Annotated in this window: 18 protein-coding genes and 1 tRNA gene; 9 read left to right on the top strand and 10 right to left on the bottom strand. The window is 64.2% G+C overall.

Features of this window, described 5'->3' with window-relative positions; translation table 11 throughout:
• Positions 1-6: 6 nt before the first annotated feature.
• The 3 genes from AB4Y77_RS16965 to AB4Y77_RS16955 form a co-directional block, all read right to left on the bottom strand.
• Positions 7-420: an NUDIX hydrolase gene (locus tag AB4Y77_RS16965; RefSeq protein ID WP_442014727.1), complete on the bottom strand. Its 414-nt coding sequence runs from the start codon at positions 418-420 to the stop codon at positions 7-9.
• Complete coding sequence (locus AB4Y77_RS16960) at positions 417-875, bottom strand: DUF6314 family protein (RefSeq protein WP_442014726.1); 459 nt, start codon at positions 873-875, stop codon at positions 417-419. Before AB4Y77_RS16960 ends, AB4Y77_RS16965 begins: the two co-directional genes overlap by 4 nt.
• 1 nt (position 876) lies before the next feature.
• Positions 877-949, bottom strand: a tRNA-Arg gene (locus AB4Y77_RS16955).
• Between the two features lie 108 nt (positions 950-1,057).
• On the opposite strand from AB4Y77_RS16955, the gene AB4Y77_RS16950 reads away from it, so the two are divergent.
• Positions 1,058-1,855, top strand: a complete 798-nt coding sequence (locus AB4Y77_RS16950; protein ID WP_442014725.1) for a DUF998 domain-containing protein — start codon at positions 1,058-1,060, stop codon at positions 1,853-1,855.
• Positions 1,856-2,174: 319 nt separating this feature from the next.
• Positions 2,175-2,999, top strand: a complete 825-nt coding sequence (locus AB4Y77_RS16945) for a DUF998 domain-containing protein (RefSeq protein WP_442014724.1) — start codon at positions 2,175-2,177, stop codon at positions 2,997-2,999.
• Here the strand turns inward: AB4Y77_RS16945 and AB4Y77_RS16940 are convergent.
• Positions 2,941-3,564, bottom strand: a complete 624-nt coding sequence (locus AB4Y77_RS16940) for a hypothetical protein (RefSeq protein ID WP_311211788.1) — start codon at positions 3,562-3,564, stop codon at positions 2,941-2,943. The two genes, AB4Y77_RS16945 and AB4Y77_RS16940, sit on opposite strands and share 59 nt — an antisense overlap.
• A gap of 33 nt (positions 3,565-3,597) precedes the next feature.
• Here AB4Y77_RS16940 and AB4Y77_RS16935 point away from each other — a divergent pair, with 33 nt between their 5' ends.
• The 5 genes from AB4Y77_RS16935 (at position 3,598) to sucD (ending at position 10,140) form a co-directional block, all read left to right on the top strand.
• On the top strand, positions 3,598-4,443 hold the full coding sequence (locus tag AB4Y77_RS16935; protein WP_311211789.1) for an inositol monophosphatase family protein: 846 nt from the start codon (positions 3,598-3,600) through the stop codon (positions 4,441-4,443).
• Between the two features lie 88 nt (positions 4,444-4,531).
• Positions 4,532-7,075 carry a DNA helicase PcrA gene (gene pcrA / locus AB4Y77_RS16930; protein ID WP_442014723.1) on the top strand — a complete coding sequence of 848 codons (2,544 nt, stop codon included), beginning with the start codon at positions 4,532-4,534 and terminating at the stop codon, positions 7,073-7,075.
• A 37-nt stretch (positions 7,076-7,112) separates the two neighbouring features.
• Positions 7,113-7,802, top strand: a complete 690-nt coding sequence (locus tag AB4Y77_RS16925; protein ID WP_442014722.1) for a hypothetical protein — start codon at positions 7,113-7,115, stop codon at positions 7,800-7,802.
• Positions 7,803-8,055: 253 nt separating this feature from the next.
• Entirely contained in the window at positions 8,056-9,225 is a 1,170-nt protein-coding gene (gene sucC / locus AB4Y77_RS16920; protein ID WP_089593935.1) for an ADP-forming succinate--CoA ligase subunit beta, read from the top strand.
• 12 nt (positions 9,226-9,237) lie between these two features.
• Positions 9,238-10,140 (top strand): succinate--CoA ligase subunit alpha, encoded by a 903-nt coding sequence (gene sucD, locus AB4Y77_RS16915; RefSeq protein WP_159703364.1) that lies wholly within the window; start codon positions 9,238-9,240, stop codon positions 10,138-10,140.
• A gap of 148 nt (positions 10,141-10,288) precedes the next feature.
• Here the strand turns inward: sucD and AB4Y77_RS16910 are convergent, their stop codons facing one another.
• Together AB4Y77_RS16910 and AB4Y77_RS16905 are read right to left on the bottom strand one after the other, a co-directional pair.
• Positions 10,289-13,210, bottom strand: a complete 2,922-nt coding sequence (locus AB4Y77_RS16910; protein ID WP_442014721.1) for a chitobiase/beta-hexosaminidase C-terminal domain-containing protein — start codon at positions 13,208-13,210, stop codon at positions 10,289-10,291.
• Between the two features lie 121 nt (positions 13,211-13,331).
• Positions 13,332-14,123, bottom strand: a complete 792-nt coding sequence (locus AB4Y77_RS16905; protein WP_442014720.1) for a gamma-glutamyl-gamma-aminobutyrate hydrolase family protein — start codon at positions 14,121-14,123, stop codon at positions 13,332-13,334.
• Between the two features lie 75 nt (positions 14,124-14,198).
• On the opposite strand from AB4Y77_RS16905, the gene AB4Y77_RS16900 reads away from it, so the two are divergent.
• Positions 14,199-15,338, top strand: coding sequence for an LOG family protein (locus AB4Y77_RS16900; protein ID WP_442014719.1), 1,140 nt, complete (start codon positions 14,199-14,201; stop codon positions 15,336-15,338).
• A gap of 7 nt (positions 15,339-15,345) precedes the next feature.
• On the opposite strand, the gene AB4Y77_RS16895 is transcribed toward AB4Y77_RS16900, so the two are convergent.
• The 3 genes from AB4Y77_RS16895 to AB4Y77_RS16885 form a co-directional block, all read right to left on the bottom strand.
• A complete protein-coding gene (locus AB4Y77_RS16895) occupies positions 15,346-16,308 on the bottom strand; it encodes a matrixin family metalloprotease (RefSeq protein WP_442014718.1) in 963 nt (320 codons plus the stop codon).
• 109 nt (positions 16,309-16,417) lie between these two features.
• Positions 16,418-17,317, bottom strand: a complete 900-nt coding sequence (locus AB4Y77_RS16890; protein WP_311211796.1) for a matrixin family metalloprotease — start codon at positions 17,315-17,317, stop codon at positions 16,418-16,420.
• 83 nt (positions 17,318-17,400) lie between these two features.
• Positions 17,401-18,573 (bottom strand): VIT1/CCC1 transporter family protein, encoded by a 1,173-nt coding sequence (locus tag AB4Y77_RS16885; RefSeq protein WP_442014717.1) that lies wholly within the window; start codon positions 18,571-18,573, stop codon positions 17,401-17,403.
• 233 nt (positions 18,574-18,806) lie between these two features.
• Here AB4Y77_RS16885 and AB4Y77_RS16880 point away from each other — a divergent pair, with 233 nt between their 5' ends.
• Positions 18,807-19,004: a hypothetical protein gene (locus AB4Y77_RS16880; RefSeq protein ID WP_311211798.1), complete on the top strand. Its 198-nt coding sequence runs from the start codon at positions 18,807-18,809 to the stop codon at positions 19,002-19,004.
• Here AB4Y77_RS16880 and AB4Y77_RS16875 read toward each other — a convergent pair.
• Complete coding sequence (locus tag AB4Y77_RS16875; protein WP_442014716.1) at positions 19,001-19,309, bottom strand: hypothetical protein; 309 nt, start codon at positions 19,307-19,309, stop codon at positions 19,001-19,003. The two genes, AB4Y77_RS16880 and AB4Y77_RS16875, sit on opposite strands and share 4 nt — an antisense overlap.
• Between the last annotated feature and the right edge of the window lies 1 nt (position 19,310).

Genomic DNA, 19,310 nt, shown 5'->3' with positions numbered 1-19,310 from the left:
CTGTCCTTAGGTGGGCGTGGTCAGCAGCGGGATAACGTGATCCGTTAGCAGCGGCGCCAGATCGCTGGGCAAAGGCCCGTTGAGGTCCAGCCAGCGGATCTCGGCGATCTCCGCCGAGGGGTGGGCTTCCCAGGTGCCGGGAGCTGTGAAAACGGTGGCCTCGATGTTGGTCGCCGCTTCGTTGGCGGCCACCGCGAGCCAGACACCCAGCGGCTGGAGGAGGTCCGGCGCAACCTCGATGCCCACCTCTTCATGCAGTTCCCGCGACGCTGCTTCAGCCGCCGTTTCGCCGGGTTCCGGCTTGCCGCCGGGATGCATGAATTTGTCCGTGCCACGCTTCCGGACGGTTAACAGCTGGCCGTCCGTGTTGTAGACGCACACGGCGCTGACCACGATCAGGTCCGTGCCGGTTCCACTCATGCTTGCCTCCCGGCATCGATGCGGACCAGGTGCGATTCCAGCAGGAGATCCTTCGCCGGTCCGTGGACATCCCACGTGAAGCTGAACGAATCCGGGCCTAAGTAGATGTAGCTGACGCGGTAATCGTCGGGATCGCACCAGTGTTTGTCCTGGTTGCCTTGCTCGGAGAAGCTCATGACGTGGAAAGGCCTGCCGTCGGGAAAGAACACGTCCATCGAATCCGCTGTGGCGCCTGGTGTGAGGACATACTCGCGGAAAGCAGGGCCGGAATGGGAAGGCCAGTGCATGGTTCCGTCTTCGCGGTAGTCCAGGCCGCCGTCGGGATTCAACGAATAGCGCACGACGCCGGTAAACGTACCGTTGGTGCCTGAGGCGCGGTCCAGGAGGGTTCGCTCCACACTCCAGCTGCCGGCCAGGTAGGCCTGCAAGTCCTGGGTGGGTTGCTGGTGATTCAAGTGCCCTCGATTGGAATCGAACCAACGACACCGGCTTTAGGAGAGCCGTGCTCTATCCACTGAGCTACGAGGGCCTGTATGTCCATGGCTCTGAATCCCACTGCTGGAGCTCAAGGGCCCGGACACGACTACAAGCATACAAGCTGCCGGGGCGCTGCCCGAACACCGCTAGGCTGGCGAGCATGACAGGGCCCTCGACTGTACCGGCGCAGGCCGGATCGTTCTTTCCCGACGTCCGTAACATCCGGGCCAACATCGGCGGGTGGGCGCAGCTGAGCGTCGTCCAATACTTCGTGGCCGAGGCCGCCGTCATTCAGGCGTGGGCCGGTCCCGAGCCCTACAGCCGCGCAACCGGATACATCAGCGACCTCGGAGCGGTGTCCTGCGGCGTGTACGAGGACCGGGCCGTGTGCTCGCCGTTGCACGTGCTGATGAATGCCTCGTTCGTGGTCCAGGGGCTGGCCCTGATACTGGGTGCGCTGTTCCTGACCGCGGGACTTCTGTGCGTCGCGGCAAAGCCTGGTGTTGCTGCCCGCCGGTTCCGGTCTGTTGCGGTTGATTCTGCTGCCGCCCGCGTGCTCACCGTGCCGTGGATCCTTGCTGTGGCCATCCGTATCCTCACAGGAGTGGCCGGCGTTGGAACCGTCCTTGTTGGCCTGGTGCCCGAAGACCTCGACTCGCCATGGCATTTTGCTGGTGCCCTGATGTTCTTCATCGGTGGCGGATTCGCACTGCTGTTGTTGGGCATCCTGTGGTTCCGTCAGACACCGGTGAGCTGGTTCCTTGGCGTGTGCGGCCTGCTCTGTATCGCTGCGCTCATTATCGGCGGACTCACTGGGATGGAGGTGCCCTTGCCTGGCCTTTTGGAGCGGTTCATGGGGTATCCGGTGACCATTGGGCTGGCTGCTGCCGGTTTGGTCGTCGCGCAGCGGGTGCACACGGAACGGAAAGCGGCACGATTGCGGATGGGGTCGCACTGAGGGGAGCGCACCTGTTGGCGCCGATTGCGCCCGTAGGCTCTGGTGCGTTTGGCGCGTAGTGGTGCGGCTCTGGCGAACAAGTGGTGCGTTTGGCGGGTAGTGGTGCGGCTCTGGCGAACAAGTGGTGCGTTTGGCGCGTAGTGGTGCGGTGTTGGCGCACGAGTGGTGCGTTTGGCGGGTAGTGGTGCGGCGGTTGTTTTCGGGGAGCGCACCTGTTGGCGCCGATTGCGCCCGTAAGCTCTGGTGCGTTTGGCGCGTAGTGGTGCGGCTCTGGCGAACAAGTGGTGCGCCGCGTGAACGCGAGGTCTATCCTGTCGATATGACGACGGCGGCTGGTCCGCGCGGCATTGACCGCGGGCTTCTGCCCGACCTCGCCGGGAGACGCGAGCTGGTTGGGGGATGGGCAGCGATCACGCCCATCCACTACTTCATTGTGGAAGCCGTTGCGATAGCCGCCTGGCTGGGCAGCCCGGGCTATGAACGGCGGGCCCACGTCATCAGCGATCTCGGCGCGGCCCACTGTGGACCCTTCAATGGGTACGAAGTCTGCTCCCCGCTCAATTGGTTGATGAATGTTTCGTTCGTGCTTCAGGGCGTAGCCATGATTCTGGGCGCCGTGTTGGTGAATACGGCCGTGTTGTCCATCGCAGCCCAGCCTGGCGCGCGTGTTATCACTCCCCGGATGGCCTCGGAATCCCAAAGGACGGCCGAGTCTTTTCCTTGGATCGCGGCCGGGGCGGTGCGGGTGCTGATCTTCGTGGCGGGCATTGGCCAGGCAATGGTTGGACTGGTCCCGGAGGACACGGACCTGGCACTGCATCTGGTCGGCGCCGGCATGTATTTCATCGCCGGCCCACTGTCCTTGGCGATCCTGGGCGTCGTGTGGCGCAGGCATACGCAGATGTCCTGGTTTGTCCTTGTCTGCGGTGCGGTGTCGTTGGGCACCACCATCTACATCCTCGCAGTGGGGTTGCGCGTGGAGGAGCCGGGCGCGATCGAACGCACCATGGCCTATCCGATCATCATGGGGCTATCCATGGTGGGCCTTGTGGTGGCACGACGCGTGACGAAGCAAAGGAAAGCCGTCAGGGCTTTGCGCTCTTCCGGCCCAGGAAAACAGCCAGCACGCCGCACGCGAGGCTGACCAGGAACAGTACCCACGACGCAATGGTGAGGCCGGACGCCAAAGCCACCGAACCGGCGTCGGGCGCGTCCGATGCCAACATCGAATCGATGGCGACGTTGGACCACAGATGAGCCACGGCGAACAGCATGGGAGCCGCCCACATAGCCCAACGCCATGACTTCCGGGCCACGTTGGTGCCGATGAGCAGGAGCCAGCTGAACCCGAAAATCAGGGGAAACAATGTGCCTGCGGTCTTATGCACGTAGTTCAGCTGGCCGCGCGCGGATTCGTCCATGGCCTCGCGGAGTTGGCCGACGTATTCCTGCGAGAATCCGCCGATCAATGAATCCGGCATAGCCAAGCCGCCGGAGAGCTGGGTCATCTGGTTCAACGTCAGCAAGTGCAGGTACCAGAACAGGAACAGGCTGGCCACCACGCCCGCGATCACGATGAGCTTGGAGTTGCTCTGCGCCTTTTGCGGTGTCCGCTGGGTGGTGGTGTTGATCACGGGAGGCAGTGTGTGATCGGGAACCACTGCCTTTGCTCCGTGCTTCTTGATGCGCTGGGCTGGTGTCTTGGCCATGTCATTCATTATCCGTCCACATAAGCTGGAACCATGACCACCGGCAGGCACACAGCAACTGAACTCGATCCAACACTGAATGACTACCAACTGGCCAGCGCGCTGGTCCGTGAGGCAGGCCAGTTGGCGCTGCTCATGCGGATGGGCGGCCTGCAGGGCGAACGCAAGACCTCAGTGTCCGACGTCGTCACTGCAGCCGATCACGCCGCCGAGGCCTACGTCCTGGAACAGTTGCGGCGCTGCCGGCCCGAGGATGGCATCCTCGGCGAAGAAGGTGCGTCGGTGGCGGGAACGAGCGGCCGGACTTGGGTGATCGATCCCGTGGACGGCACTTACAACTTCCTGCACGGATCCACCTACTGGTGCTCGGCGATCGCCCTCAAGCGGGACGGCTCCGAGGACGGGACCAACCCCGTTGCCGATCCGGAGGTGCTGCTCGGCGCCATTTACCAGCCTGAGCTGGACAAGCTGTGGCTCGGCGGGGAAGAACACCCCGCGACGTTGAACGGCGAACCGATCTCCGGCTCGGGCGATCGCGCCGTGGGAGAAATCAGCGCGGCCACCTACATCCACCCCACGTGGCTGGCGGATCCCCGCGCGGCCATGCCGTGGCACGCCGCTGCGGTCACCGCGGCGTCCCTGCGCATGTTCGGCTCGGGTTCGTGCGACCTCGGCCGCGTAGCCGACGGCGAACTCGGCTGCTGGTTCCAGCACAGCTGCCCGGAATGGGACTGGCTGCCCGGAAAAGCGATCGTCCGCGCAGCAGGCGGGGACACCGCCGTCGTGAAGGTCAACGGACTGAACTGGTTCGTCGCTGGAGGCCCGACGGCGGTGCGCGAGTTGAGTGCCGCACTGGCCTCGGTTCCCCAGTTTGCTTAGTCGCTGAGGCGTGTGAAGCGTCGATGAACCGGTGCCGGATACCCGGTGCCTTATTGTGTCGGGGCCACCGCCTAGACTGGTAGGCACCATGGATATGTTGTTTGACCCCTACGCAGACGGACCCTTCAAAGCAGGCACCAAAGCCGCAGCCAAGGCTGCCCCGGAGCTTTCCCACTCAGGGGGAGGCGCTGCCGGCGCCCGCCTCCAAGGGGGCAGCAGTGGGTCGTCGGACACTGCGGCGGGCCCGGCATCGGGAGGATGGGGCAACACCGGCGGGTCGGGACTTTTGTCTGCTGATGCGCTTGTGCAAGGGCTGAACCCGCAGCAGGAAGAGGCCGTTAAGCACGCCGGCAGCCCCCTGCTGATCGTGGCCGGCGCGGGATCGGGCAAAACCCGTGTCCTCAGTAACAGGATCGCCTACCTGATCGCCACCAAGCGCGCACACCACGGGGAAATCCTGGCCATCACCTTCACCAACAAAGCGGCAGCGGAAATGCGGGAACGCATCGAAGCCTTGGTTGGCGGCCGGGCCAAGGCCATGTGGATCTCCACGTTCCACTCCTCCTGTGTCCGCATCCTGCGCAGGGAAGCCACCACGGTGGGCCTGAACTCGAATTTCTCCATCTACGACTCCGCGGATTCCCTGCGCCTGATAACCCTGGTAGCGAAGAACCTGGACCTCGATCCCAAGAAGTTCGCGCCCAAGGCCATCCAGCACAAGATCTCGGCGCTCAAGAATGAGCTGATCGACGCCGATTCCCATGCCTCGTCCGCCAACTACAACGACCCCTTCGACACCGCCGTGGCCGAGGTCTTCAAGGGCTACACGCAGCGCCTCCGCCAAGCCAACGCCATGGACTTCGATGACCTCATTGCTGAGACCGTCTACATGTTCCGCGCCTTCCCCGCGCTCGCAGAGTCCTACCGACGCCGATTCCGTCACGTCCTGGTGGATGAGTACCAGGACACCAACCATGCCCAGTACGCTTTGGTCCGGGAAATCGTTGGAGTGGGAACTGACACCAGCGTCCAACCCAGCGAGCTGACGGTGGTGGGCGACTCCGACCAGTCCATCTACGCGTTCCGCGGTGCGGACATCCGCAACATTGTGGAGTTCGAGGCCGACTACCCCAATGCCCGCACCATCAAGCTCGAGCAAAACTACCGCTCCACCCAGAACATCCTCAGCGCCGCCAACTCCGTCATCTCCCGCAACCCCAACCGTCAGGAAAAGCGCTTGTGGACGGCGGAGGGCGATGGCGAAAAAATCGTTGGCTATGTGGGCGAGAACGAGCACGACGAAGCCCAGTTCATCGCCAAGGAAATCGACCGCCTGCAGGATGAGGACGGCCTCCGTCCGGGCGACGTCGCCATCTTCTACCGCACCAATGCCCAGTCCCGTTCCATCGAAGACGTGTTGGTCCGGGTGGGCTTGCCGTACAAAGTCGTGGGCGGCACCCGCTTCTATGAACGCAAGGAAATCAAGGATGCCTTGGCCTACCTTCGCGTCCTGGTCAACCCGGATGACGACGTCAACCTGCGCCGTATCCTCAATGAACCCAAGCGGGGAATCGGTGATCGGGCCGAAGGCGCCGTAGCTGCCTTGGCAGAACGCGAGCGGTCCTCCTTCATGGCTGCTGCCCGCCGTGCGGACCAAGCGCCCGGAATGGCCAGCCGTTCGGTCAACCTGGTCCTCAGCTTCGTGAAGCTGATGGATGATCTCGCCGAGGTCGCGTCAGGTTCCGGTGCCGCTGCCGCACTGGAAGCTGTCCTGGAGCAGACTGGATACCTCGCCGGGCTGCGGGCCAGTAATGATCCTCAGGATGAATCCCGTGTGGAGAACCTCGCCGAACTCGTGGCCGTGGTCCGTGAGTACGAACGCGACAACCCGGAAGGTTCCTTGGGCGAGTTCCTGGAACAGGTCTCCTTGGTAGCCGACGCCGACCAGATCCCGGATGCACCCGGCGCTGACATCGACGCCGCCGTGGCCGAGGCAAAGCGCATGGGCGTGGTCACGCTCATGACCCTGCACACCGCCAAGGGCCTGGAGTTCCCGGTGGTCTTCCTGACCGGCATGGAGCACGGGATCTTCCCGCACCAGCGATCGGCCACAGACCCCAAGGAACTCGCGGAAGAACGCCGCCTTGCCTACGTGGGCCTCACCCGCGCCCGCAAGCGACTCTACGTCACGCGATCCGAAGTCCGCAGCATGTGGGGCCAAAGCCAGTACAACCCTGCCAGCCAGTTCCTCGAAGAAATACCCTCCGAGCTGGTGGAGTGGAAGCGCGAAGGCATGAGCCGCCAGGCGGGCGGATGGGGCAGCGCCCCGATCGGTTCCAATCGCTATGGCGGTTCGTTCTGGGGAGCCGGCACCTCGCGCGGTGCTGCCGCCAGCCCCACTGCAGGGTTCGACGCCGACGTTCCTGCCGCCGTCGCACGCAACAGGGTGCAGCCGCAGAAAGAAGTCATTTCAGTGGTGGTGGGGGACAAGGTCAACCACACGAGCTTCGGCAATGGCGTGGTGCTGGGCGTCGAGGGCGCTGGCGATAAGACAGTGGCCAAGGTGAAGTTCGACGTCGGCGAGAAGCGCCTGCTGTTGCGGTACGCGCCGCTGACCAAACTGGACGCTTGATCTTCGCCGGCATCCGGTTACCGGCATAATTGGTGGCATGCGACGGACTGTTCTGGGGATTCTTGCTGCCGCGCTCTTGGTCTTGACCACAGGGTGCTCCTTCGCCACCGAGGATCCGGACTACGTTCCTCCTGCCCCGTTGGCGCCCCTGGAGCAGTTGCAGCAGGTTCCGGTCACCGAGCAGACCACCCTGGCTGCGGGCGAGGATGTCACTGCGTTTGTCACGGCTGATAAGAACATTGTCTGCGCCCTGACTTCCGCCAGGGGTGGCCACTTGAACCTTCCATACGAGGCCAACTCCTACTCGGACGCCGCCAACAACAAGTTCGCAGTTGTTCCCGTGGCTCATTGCGAACTGGCGAAGTATGCCAAGCCTGACCTGGCCGACATCGCCGACGACTGCGCCGGAACGGGCCTGGGCTACCTCGGTGGCACGGTCCTCCTTTCGCCGGACAAGGCCGTCTACGGCTCATGTCGTTCCGGCGTAACACAAATGGAGTCGGAGTTCGGGCCCAAAGGCAGCCGCAACGGGCCTATCTCCAAGTTGCGGGAGCTGGCCGATGGGCAGAACATCGAGCGCAACGGGCTGCGCTGCTCTGCCTATAACGGCGGTGTTGCCTGCGGAAACGTCTCCGGTGGCGTGGCTTTCTTCGTGACTCCCGAGGGGTACCAGCTGATTTCCGACGGCGGCAAAACAGTCACGGGGAACCTTAAGCAGGCCTCATGACGGACGTCGAATGGCCCAAAAACCGCGTCATTCTGCGGTTTTTCTACAGGCGATAGAAGTGTAAGGTTACTCACTTAACAGGTAGTGTGTAGCTGGCGGGACTCCTCATAGGGCTAAAGTTCCGAGAGGACCTTACGCAATGTGACCGGCTTCAATCCTGGTTGTTACCGCGTACTTTCCGCAGCTGGCTATCGCGGTCATCGCGGTTCCCGGCTGAACAGAAAACTACTTCGACGTAGAAGGACACTAAACCGTGGACCTGTTTGAATATCAGGCGCGCGATATGTTCGAAGCGCACGGTGTACCCGTGCTCGCCGGCATCGTGGCGCACACTCCTGAAGAAGCAAAGGCAGCTGCCGAGAAGATCGGCGGCGTAACTGTCGTCAAGGCACAGGTTAAGGTTGGTGGCCGCGGCAAGGCTGGCGGCGTCAAGGTTGCCAAGACTGCCGAAGAGGCACTTGAGCACTCCACCAACATCCTGGGCATGGACATCAAGGGCCACACCGTCAACAAGGTGATGATCGCCCAGGGCGCCGACATCGCCGAAGAGTTCTACTTCTCGGTCCTCCTGGACCGCGCCAACCGCAACTACCTGGCCATGTGCTCCGTAGAAGGCGGCATGGAGATCGAGCAGCTTGCTGTCGAGCGTCCCGAGGCCCTGGCCAAGATCGCCATCGACCCCGCTGTGGGCATCGACCAGGCAAAGGCCGACGAGATCGTCGCAGCTGCAGGTTTCGCTGAAGAACTGCGCGGCAAAGTGGCCGACGTCATTCTGAAGCTCTGGGACGTCTTCAAGAAGGAAGACGCAACCCTGGTTGAGGTCAACCCGCTGGTCCGCACCGGTGCAGGCGAGATCGTTGCCCTCGACGGCAAGGTTTCCCTGGACGAGAACGCTGACTTCCGCCACGTGCACCACGCCACGCTGGAAGACAAGGACGCAGCTGACCCGCTCGAGGCCAAGGCCAAGGCCCAGGACCTCAACTACGTCAAGCTGGACGGCGAAGTAGGCATCATCGGCAACGGCGCCGGTCTTGTGATGTCCACCCTCGACGTCGTCGCTTACGCAGGTGAGAACCACGGCAACGTCAAGCCCGCCAACTTCCTGGACATCGGCGGTGGAGCTTCCGCCGAGGTCATGGCCAACGGTCTGGACGTCATCCTTGGCGATTCCCAGGTCAAGAGCGTGTTCGTGAACGTCTTCGGTGGCATCACTGCGTGTGACGCCGTGGCAAAGGGCATTGTGGGTGCACTTGCTGAGCTTGGTTCCTCCGCGAACAAGCCGCTGGTAGTCCGCCTCGACGGCAACAACGTTGAGGAAGGCCGCCGCATCCTGACCGAGGCCAACCACCCGCTGGTTACCCTGGCCGCCACCATGGACGAGGGCGCCGACAAGGCTGCCGAGCTCGCCAACGCAGCTAAGTAAAGGGACGCGACAATGTCTATCTACCTCAACAAAGACTCCAAGGTCATCGTTCAGGGCATCACCGGCGGCGAGGGCACCAAGCACACCGCCCTGATGCTCAAGGCCGGCACCAACATTGTTGGTGGCGTAAACGCCCGCAAGGCCGGCACCACGGTCCTGCACGGCGACAAGGAAATCAACGTCTTCGGCACCGTCAAGGAAGCCATCGCTGAAACCGGCGCAGACGTCTCCATCGTCTTCGTCCCGCCGGCATTCACCAAGGACGCCGTTGTTGAAGCAATCGAAGCCGGCATCGGCCTCGTTGTGGTCATCACTGAAGGCGTTCCGGTTCAGGACTCCGCCGAATTCTGGGCACTGGCCCAGTCCAAGGTTGACGCTGACGGCAAGCAGATCACCCGCATCATCGGGCCGAACTGCCCCGGCATCATCACCCCGGGCGAAGCCCTGGTGGGCATCACCCCGGCGAACATCACGGGCAAGGGCCCCATCGGCCTCGTGTCCAAGTCCGGTACCTTGACCTACCAGATGATGTACGAACTCCGCGACCTCGGCTTCTCCACCGCGATCGGTATCGGTGGCGACCCCGTCATCGGCACCACGCACATCGACGCCCTGGCTGCGTTCGAAGCTGACCCCGAGACCAAGGCAATCGTCATGATCGGCGAAATCGGTGGCGATGCTGAAGAGCGCGCAGCCGACTACATCAAGGCCAACGTCACCAAGCCGGTTGTGGGCTACGTTGCCGGCTTCACGGCTCCCGAGGGCAAGACCATGGGCCACGCAGGCGCCATCGTGTCCGGCTCCGCTGGCACCGCACAGGCCAAGAAGGAAGCTCTCGAAGCTGCTGGCGTGAAGGTCGGCAAGACGCCGTCCGAAACCGCCAAGCTGCTGCGTGAAGTTTTCGCAACGCTCTAGCTAGGCTGCCGTAAGGCACCTGAAGTACGACGACGGCCCGGTGCCTTCCCCACGGAAGGTACCGGGCCGTCGTCGTACTTTAACGCGGCTGACGCGGGCCGAAGAGTCTGGGGGAAAACTCCGACCCGCGCCAGGTTCATGGGGCCGGCTAGGCGATGATCTTCAAGGCCTGCCAGCCGGTGCCGAGGCTGACCGGCGGTACGTTGCTGAACGTCCCGCCGCCCGATCCGGGATACAGCCACAAGGTGTCTCCGATGCGGCCCACGACGTCGTTCCTGCCGTCGCCGTCAAGGTCCCGCGGCCCGGCCACCGCAGTGCGGGTTCCCCAGCCCGTCCCGATCTGCGTCCATTGCAGCCAACCCCCGGTGCCATTGCCCGGATATAGCCATAATGCGCCTGTATCCGCACGGCGCGCCAGTACATCTCCCTTGCCGTCGCCGTTGAAATCGCCGGTACTGAAGATGGCGTTCATGACGTCCCAGCCCCAGCCCACCGTGTAGGGAGTCCGCTGCCCACCGGTGCCGTTTCCTTCGTACAGCCGGAGCTCGCCGTTGCTTCGACGGCCGATGAAATCGGGGATGCCATCGCCGCTGAAGTCGCCGGGGGAGAAGAGCTGCGACATGGTGCTCCACCCGGTGCTGACCTGGGTCCGTGCCCCGAAGCTGCCCGCACCGTCGCCGGGGTAGAACCAGAGGACATCGCCCGCCCGTGCCAGGAGATCGGGCTTGCCGTCCTTGTTGAAGTCGCCGGGGGTGAGGGTGTCCGTGACGGTGGACCAGGCTGGCGCGGCCAGGGCGATCTTCCTGGTGTCCAGTCCGCCGGAGGCGTTGCCGGGGTAGAGATACAAGTTCCCGGCCGTATCAGCGGCCAGCACGTCCGCCCGGCCGTCACCATTGAAATCATGGGCCGACGGCGGTCCGGCTGCCGGCACGGTGTAGGTCTGGGTGCCCACGGCCGAGGTGTTGCCGGCAGTGTCAACACCCAGGTACTTGACCACCAAGGTGGTGCCGCCCATGACGATCGGATTGGCGGGGTTGTACTTGATGTTGGTGGCTGATTCCGTAGCCGTTGGCGTACTGCCGTTGGTGGTGTAGTAGATGGCGGCAGGTTCGTTCGCTGACAGGGCAATGGTGGCTCCGCTGGCCAAGGCTCGGCTGGTGGGGTTGGCCGTGACCGTGGGAGCGGTCGTGTCAGGTGGCACGGTGTAAGTCTGGGTCACCACCTCGGAGACGTTCCCGGCGGTATCCCGGGCGAAGTACTTCAACGTCATGGGACCGGGACCGTTGAAGGGGATGGCCGCGGTGTAGGTGAGCCCGGCCGTCAGGGGATCGGTACCGTCCGTGGTGTACCGGATTTCGGCCGGTTCATTCGCGGTCAGTGTGATGGTGGTTCCCGCTGCGTGTTGGCCGCCCACGGGGTTGGCCGTGACCACCGGCTTGGTGACGTCCGGGCCGGTGGAGTAGGTCTGCGTGACCACAGCCGATGAATTGTTGGCGGTGTCCACGGCGAAGTACTTCAGGGTCAGCGGGCCGCTCAGAATCAGCGGAGCGGTGTATTTGCTGCTGGCCGTGGTGGGGGTGCTTCCATTGGTGGTGTAGTAGATGGTGGACGTTTCATTGGCGGTGAGGGTGACGGCCTGGCCCGCCGCGTAGGTTCCACCCGGGGGCGCCGCAGTGACCACGGGGGCCACGTTATCGGTGCCGAGGTAGGCCTCGAACTCGGCCAGTCCGGCATTGGTGGTGCCGGCACTGACGGAGGTGATGTTGAGCCGTACCGAGCTCACTGTCTTGGCGGGAAACTTGATGGTGAGGCCCGATCCGTTGTTGGGCAGGGACGGGACCGCCACAGTGCTTCCGTCCGAGAACTGCAGGTTGCCGCCGGTGATCTGATCGGTCAGGAGGGGCCGGTCGGACAGGGTGACCGCATTGATGGTCCGGGTGGGAGTGAAGTTGTATTGGATCCAGCTGCCGGCTTTTTCCCCGGCTGAGACCCATTCGCGGGTTGCATCCATCGGAGCGCCCCAGTGGTACCCGTCACGGACCTTCTCAGGGCTTTGCGCCGCAGCCTTCTGCGACGACGCAGTGACGGTGGTTCCTGCGGACTTGGCGGCGTTGCCCACCCACTCGATGGCTGTAATGTACTGCCGTTTCAGCCACTCGTCATAAGGGGAATCCGGACAGCCCTCACCGGGGCTGCTGCAGACGTACATGTCGAAATCGGCGAATCGCACAAACGTGTCCACCTTGGCGGTGAGCTCAGCGCCGGTCACGTTCTGGGCGTATTCATCAATGACGTAGGCATCGTAGGCCATGGACGTGTGCGGTCCGGTGTAGCTGCGGGTGGCAAGCTGGGCAAATTTTGCGGTAGCCCAGTGGTCGCTGTGGTCGTACGGGGTGGTGAAGTTTCCGGTCCAGTCCTGGGTGCGGAAGGTGGTGGGCTGGAAGTTGGCCACAAGCCGGTTCAACGCTGACTGGAACTGGGACTTGGTGAAGGTAGCAGCGTTGTCCACCGGGCGGATGGAGGAAAGCCGGCCGTCCCAGAGTTTGAGGATGCTCTGGCTGTTGTACGCGGCGCTGCCCAAGCCATTGGGGAAGCCGTCCGGCAGTCGCATGTACACCACGGAGACATTCGGGGCACCGTTGAGGGTCCGCAGGGTGAGCGGGCGTCCTGGTACACCGGCGTCGGAGGTCGTCCAACTGTTCGATACTCCGGCCATTTTGGCGTAGCTGGCCTGGATCCCTGATTCGAGGCTGCGCCAGTAGGTGGCACCTTCACCTGCCTCGCCGGCGGTGGCAAACACCGTTTGAACGCAACGCTTCGCCTGGATATCTCGCATGAAGTCCGGGCTGAGGAAAAGCAGGTCATCATCAGTGTGGGCAACGATCTGCATGGCGCCGCCCGTGCCCGCGCACGGCGGTTCAGCAGCAGCAGCGGGAGCAGCGGTGGTGAGGGCGAACCCGCCCATGACCAACGCGGGCCCCAGGAGAAGGCCCAGAATGCGTTTTATTAAAGAATGGCGGTTATTCGGACGAAGAGGACGACTGGCGTATTTTGGACGGTCCACAACCATGCTCCTTTGAGCAGATGTTGGGCCCCCCAGCCGGCAAACTTACGACGCCCCCTGGACGCCTTGATGAATGAAGTTGGTACTGGCTGAACTTCCGATGACGCTGAAAGCGATGCAGTGAGCGCTACTGTACTCCACCAGGACGAGCCTGGATAGGGTGCCGGCACACTTCCACAAAGGAAGTGAAAGGCACCAGCCGTTCTGAGTCGGCGAGCTGGGAAACTTCGGGGTGCCACTGTACGGAGGCAACCCACCGGGATGGATCTTCCAGCGCTTCCACCGTACCGTCGGCGGCGATGGCCGTGACAGCCAATCCCTCGCCCACCCTGGCCACCGCCTGGTGGTGCCCCGAGGCGACCTTGACAGTGGACCCGCCGGGGGAGCCATAGAGGGCCGCAGCCTTGGATCCGGGGGTGAGCCGGACGTCATGCCAGGACCACTCGCTGGCTGCGGGATCGTGTGGATCCAGGCCACTGTGGTTTACCGAGGTCGGGGCCATGTCCTGGGTCAGCGTCCCGCCATACAGAACATTCAGCAGTTGATGGCCACGGCAGATGCCCAGCAGAGGCAGGCCGGCGTCGATGGTAGCGCGGGCAACGTCCATGTCCAGGTGGTCCTGCTCCTGGTTCACGTCATACAGGGAGTCTTCTGGGTCCTGGCCGTACAAACGGGGATTGATGTCGCCGCCGCCGGGGAGCAGCACGCCGTCGAGCATTTGCATCTCGGCAGCCAAGCGGCCTGCGCTGTCCGCCGAAACCGGCGTCAGCAGGACCGGCTGGGCACCGGCCTCGCGCAGCAGGTCCACGATGAAGGTGAAGAGCTGATTGGCTTCGCCCACCCGGGCGTCGGGGGTGTCCGAACTGCTGAGGCGTACCGGAACACCGATGCGCGGACGGGCAACTTCTGAACTCTTCATGTTTCATGATGCACTGGACAGCTGCCCGGTGCGCAAACGCCCGCGTCACAGCCTTGGCGATACTACGCTGAAACCATGAATCGCACCGGCGCCCTGAACCCGAGCCCGCGGACGCTCGACATAGAAAGCGTGGTCCACTTCCACCATCTGGTGACCGCAGGAGCCGGGTCCATGAATGGCTGGCACGCGCAGTCACTGGACCTGCGGGGACACGCACGGGAGCTCAAGTCCCTGGACGCCCAGGGCGCGATCTTCCTGGGATGCACCTTCGACGAGGGTGTGGAAGAGAGCCTGCGGCGCCGTGGAGCGCTGATCTTTCCCACGATGCAGGGCGTGCCGTTCGACCCCTACCGGAACAGCCTGTACACGGCAGCGGAACTCTACCCGGACATCTCCTCCACAGAGTACGAGACAACCCTCGACGCCCGGGTCTACCAGTGGAGCATCCTCCCCGGGCAGCGGGGAAGCCTGGATGCCACCCTCGCCGCGGCCCTGCACGACCACGCAATCGGCGACGCCCTGGACGAACTCCTGGACCACGGAGCACTCTCCGGCACAAAAACAGTGGGTGTCATGGGTGGACACGCCGCCCAGCGCGGGACCAGCGACTTCGCCGACGCCGCACGGCTGGGCCGGCTGCTCGCCCAATCAGGATTCGCTGTCGCCACCGGCGGCGGACCCGGGGCCATGGAAGCAGCCAACATGGGCGCCTACCTGAGCGGAACGTCCGACGCCGATGCTGCAGCCGCGCTGGAAACCCTCGCCGGAGTACCGGGGTTCAGGCCCTCGGTGACGACCTGGGCGCGGCAAGCAGCCGCCGTCGTCGAACGCTGTCCGGAGGGCACCGCGACACTCGGGATCCCCACCTGGTTCTACGGCCACGAGCCACCGAACCTGTTCGCCACACACATTGCCAAATACTTCGCCAATGCCGTCCGGGAAGCCATCCTGCTGGAACTGTGCACCGGCGGGATCGTCTTCCTTCCGGGCGCCGCAGGCACAGTGCAGGAGATCTTCCAGGACGCCTGCGAGAACTACTACGGAGCACCCGAAACCATCAGTCCCATGGTGCTGGTGGGACGTGAACACTGGGAACGGACACTCCCAGCCTGGCCGATGCTGCAGAGCCTCGCCGCGGGAAAACCGATGGAGGAGAAGATCTTCCTGGTGGACACCGTGGAGGAAGCGCTCGCAGTGGTCTCCACTCACGCGTGAGGCACAGCTAGAAGTCTTTGCTGCAGGGGCCCGAGCCGAGTTGGGCCAAGCCGGTCCTGTCGCCTGCAGCGTACTGCCGGACCCAGGAAGCCTGGTCAAACATCAGTTGCCGGGGGTCGTCCACGTGGTCAAGGCCCAACAGGTGTCCCAGCTCGTGCATGATCACCGCTACCCCGATCTCCTTGCCCTCGGAGGTGTCCACGATGCCGGCGAACTGTGGGGCGTCCAGGGACACGGTTCCGGTGACATAGGCCTTGTAGCCATCGCTCAGGCCAATCGAGGAACTGCCACCCAAGCCCACGGTTTGGCCCGTCAGGCGCGGTACCTGCTCCGGAGTGCTCCACGCGATCAGCACGGGCGCCCACCGGTCACCGTATCTGGCGGGCTGGTATCCCTGCCTGTTGGTGGACGGGACCTCGGAACTGGGGCCGTCGTAGACGAACTTCAATCCGGTGGCGACGCTGGCTTGGCGAATGGCCTCGTCCACCAATGGCTGCCAGGACGGATCCCCGAGATCCGCGTTCACCACGTAGTGGATGGGCCTGCACGGGGAGTAAGCCAGGGGCGTTCCGTCCTCCTTCACGGCGAGGAACTTGTACGAGGTACTGGTCCGGTTCACCGGTGCCGGAGTTCCCAGTGGCGCGTCGGCTTCTTCCAGACCGGGCAGAGGGTCTTGGCGCTGCCCGAACGGCACCAACCCGGGCCGGGGTGCCTGGCTTTGCGTGGCGGAGGAGCCGTACAGGAACCGCTGCAGGTCGCCGCTGAAATACGCCCCCGCGCACACCAATGCGAGGATGCCCAGGAAGAACAGGATGGCGGCGGTGCTGCTGTGCTTGACGGGCGGCCGTGGCGTGGCCGGTTGCCGGACCGGCGGTGCCAGCGTTCCCTCGGGCCGGTAGGGGCCATGCGGAGGATCATGGGGGCGGGAAGGATCGGGGTCCTGCCACTCGGGCGACCCGTAAGGTTCCATGGAACCCCCTGACGTGGAGGCTGCGACGGGAGGTGGGGCGCCGTCGTCGGCCGTTCCCGACAGCATAAGTCCGGTACCGCCGGGAGTCCATGGCGGACTGAACGGGCTCTTAGATATCCTCGCGGCAGGGGGCCGAGGCAAGGAGGTGCAGTCCGGTCAGGTCGCCGGCCGCAAGACCGTCAGGGGCGCCAATCTCCGGGTACATCAGCTGGACCGGATCTTCCACATGGTCCAAACCCATGACGTGCCCCAATTCGTGCTGCATGACCGCCAGGACGTAGTCGGCGCCTTCGGGGTCAGCGAGCAGTTCGGAGACCTGCGGGGTGTCCAGCTCCAGGCTGCCCGTGATGTAGCTTTTGGGTCCGTTGTTGAGTGAGTACATGGTGCTGCCGCCGGTGCCAATGACTTTGTCCGCCAAAGCCGGAGCGGCCTCTGGCGTGGTCCACGAAATCAGCAAGGGCGCCCACCGGTCGCCGTACTTGGCCGGCTGGTATGGCTCCCGCCGGTCTACCGGCAATTCGTCGGTGGTGCCGTCGTTGACGAACTGGATCCCTGAAGCGGCGGAGACATTGGCGATCGCTGTCTCCAACAGTGCATCGGAACCCTCCGGCGCGGAAGCGTTGTTCACCACGTAGTGCAGCGGCCGGCATGGCGAGTACCCCACCGGAGTGCCGTCGTCGTTGGTGGCCAGGAACTTATACGAACCGTTGGTAGTTTCCGGCGCCTTCGGCGAGGCCAACGGGGCGTCCGCCTCCTCAACTCCGGGCGGCGGGGCGTCTGCTGCACGTGCAGGCGCCGTTTGCTTCTGCCCGGGGTGCCCGTCCTGCGCGGCACCTGGGACGCTCACACCCGGGAAAAGGGCGGTGATCCGTGGGTCTCCATGCAGGAATCCGCTGACCAGCACTGCCACCACAGCGGCAATTCCGGCCATCAGCACGCCGCGGAGAATGCGCCAGGCCGTCCCGGCACGCCGGTGCTTGGGCGCACGCGTTTCCCGCTCCGAGTCCACGGTTCTCCATTCCTCACGCCCTGGTCACGCGGGGCAGCGCGGAGGACGAACCAACATTACGGGCTGCGGGGGAGCCGTCCAAACTAGATGATGGTTGCCCCGAACACCAGGCCCAGCCCGTAGGTGGCGGCCGCAGCTCCCAGGCCGATCGCGAGCTGGCGCAGTCCGCGGCTCAGCGGCGACGTTCCGGACAACAAGCCCACGACGGCGCCGGTCGCCAGAAGCGCGATGCCCACCAGGACACCGGCCACCATCAAGGCGGCAAAGCCCGTCATGCCGAAGATAAAGGGCAGGATGGGAACGACCGCACCGGAAGCGAAGAAGCAGAAGCTGGACACCGCGGCGCCCCACGCGGAGCCGACGGATTCGTGCTCGTCGGTAGCAGGTTTCTCAGGCTGCAAGGAGAGGCTGGGATCGCAGTCGCAGCTGAACACGCCCATGCGCTCTGCGGCGCGATGCTCAGCGGCTTCGCGCGTCATGCCGCGGGCGAGGTACACCAGCACCAATTCGTTGTGCTCGATGTCCAACGACGGTGCAGCCGTGAGGGTGGCTTGGGTTGGCAGGGTCGCATTGAGCAGTTCCCGCTGGGAGCGGACCGAGACGTACTCGCCGGCGCCCATGGACAGTGCGCCGGCCAAAAGACCTGCCACACCGCTCATCAGCACCACCGGACTGGGTACGCCGGTGGCAGCCATGCCCATGACCAGCGACAGGTTGCTCACCAAACCGTCGTTGGCGCCAAAGACCGCGGCACGGAAAGTACCGGAAAGCCGGTTCCGGCCGCGGGTGGCCAGTCCCCTGACCACCTCTTCGTGGATCTGTTCGTCAGCCACCATGGCAGCTGTTGCCGCGGGTTCGGTGCCGTAGGGGGAGCGGCCCTCTGCTCGTTGGGCCAGGGCCAGCACAAAGACGGACCCGAAGTTGCGGGCCAGGAAGCCCAGGAACTGGCTTCGGGATGATGCGGCCTTGGGCATTCCGGCGTGCTCACCCAGGAGCTTGAGCCAGTGGGCCTCGTGACGGCCTTCGGCTTCGGCAAGGGCCAGCAGGATTTGGCGTTCTTCGCCGTCGCGTCTCTGGGCGAGTTCGCGGTACACGGCGGCCTCGGCACGCTCATCGGCGAGGTACTGACGCCACCGGCGGATGTCGGCGTGCGAGGGCGGCGGCGGTTGCGTTACGTCGTTTTCGGGGGCTGCCGATTCCGGGGTGGGGTCCGGAGCGGGGCTCGACGAACCGGGGGATTCCTGGTGCTGTTGCACTTTCTCTCCTGTGCTGGGTGGGGTAGTTGCGGCCCCATTGCACGCCCCACACTACCGCTTATCCGCGCGGATTTTTGGCTGGTATTCCTTAGCTGGAATGTTCGGTGCACCGTAATTTCCGGCCGTCCTTGACCCTCGACTGAGCCGGTGCTCAGATGGAAGGACAGGGGCGGGGGCCCTCCCCGCACACGTTCAACTGGGCTTTGRGCAGCCCACGAGACGGAGGTTGCAGCATGGACACCACCGAATCACACGCCAAGCACCCGGACCGGGCAACCATCGAGTCGGATCCGGCCTACGACTACGCAGAGGACCAGGAAGTGGACGAGGCCTGGGTGGAAGAAGTGGACGCCCCGGAGGACGACGAACGCGTGGTCCCGATCGATGAAACCGAAGAATTCCGCGACGAGGACGAGGAAATCCAGGCTTAGTCCTCCCGGGTGAGGGTGTAGTGCTGCCGCACACCCTCGCGTTCGCCGACGGCGGCAACAGTCACCGTGAGTGTCTTGGACGACTCACACCAGCGCGTCGGACGGACGGCCCGGGCCAACGCTTGCGCGATCAGGTGCGGCTGGGGATGTCCAAACCGCCGGGTTCCGGCCTTCGCGGTGATGGTGACCGTGCCCATGAAAAGGTCGACGGCGGGAATCACCGTAACTGTGGGCGTGGCTGTTGGTGCCGGGGTGCTTGGTGCCGGACTGCTTGGTGCCGGGGTGGTATCGCCTTGGTATGGCAAG

Origin of the sequence: Paenarthrobacter sp. YAF11_1, from assembly GCF_052113445.1 — a bacterium.
GTDB lineage: Bacteria > Actinomycetota > Actinomycetes > Actinomycetales > Micrococcaceae > Arthrobacter.
The sequence above is the reverse complement of the archived record's forward strand: the minus strand, read 5'-3'. Positions and strand labels throughout refer to the sequence as shown.

Coding starts and splice junctions, on each gene's coding strand:
- AB4Y77_RS16950 (WP_442014725.1), top strand. CDS start 1,058: ATGACAGGGCCCTCGACTGTACCGGCGCAGGCCGGATCGTTCTTTCCC.
- AB4Y77_RS16900 (WP_442014719.1), top strand. CDS start 14,199: ATGAATCGCACCGGCGCCCTGAACCCGAGCCCGCGGACGCTCGACATA.
- AB4Y77_RS16905 (WP_442014720.1), bottom strand. CDS start 14,123: ATGAAGAGTTCAGAAGTTGCCCGTCCGCGCATCGGTGTTCCGGTACGC.
- AB4Y77_RS16935 (WP_311211789.1), top strand. CDS start 3,598: ATGACCACCGGCAGGCACACAGCAACTGAACTCGATCCAACACTGAAT.
- AB4Y77_RS16940 (WP_311211788.1), bottom strand. CDS start 3,564: ATGGCCAAGACACCAGCCCAGCGCATCAAGAAGCACGGAGCAAAGGCA.
- pcrA (WP_442014723.1), top strand. CDS start 4,532: ATGGATATGTTGTTTGACCCCTACGCAGACGGACCCTTCAAAGCAGGC.
- AB4Y77_RS16880 (WP_311211798.1), top strand. CDS start 18,807: ATGGACACCACCGAATCACACGCCAAGCACCCGGACCGGGCAACCATC.
- AB4Y77_RS16895 (WP_442014718.1), bottom strand. CDS start 16,308: ATGGAACCTTACGGGTCGCCCGAGTGGCAGGACCCCGATCCTTCCCGC.
- AB4Y77_RS16925 (WP_442014722.1), top strand. CDS start 7,113: ATGCGACGGACTGTTCTGGGGATTCTTGCTGCCGCGCTCTTGGTCTTG.
- AB4Y77_RS16910 (WP_442014721.1), bottom strand. CDS start 13,210: ATGGTTGTGGACCGTCCAAAATACGCCAGTCGTCCTCTTCGTCCGAAT.
- AB4Y77_RS16945 (WP_442014724.1), top strand. CDS start 2,175: ATGACGACGGCGGCTGGTCCGCGCGGCATTGACCGCGGGCTTCTGCCC.
- AB4Y77_RS16965 (WP_442014727.1), bottom strand. CDS start 420: ATGAGTGGAACCGGCACGGACCTGATCGTGGTCAGCGCCGTGTGCGTC.
- sucD (WP_159703364.1), top strand. CDS start 9,238: ATGTCTATCTACCTCAACAAAGACTCCAAGGTCATCGTTCAGGGCATC.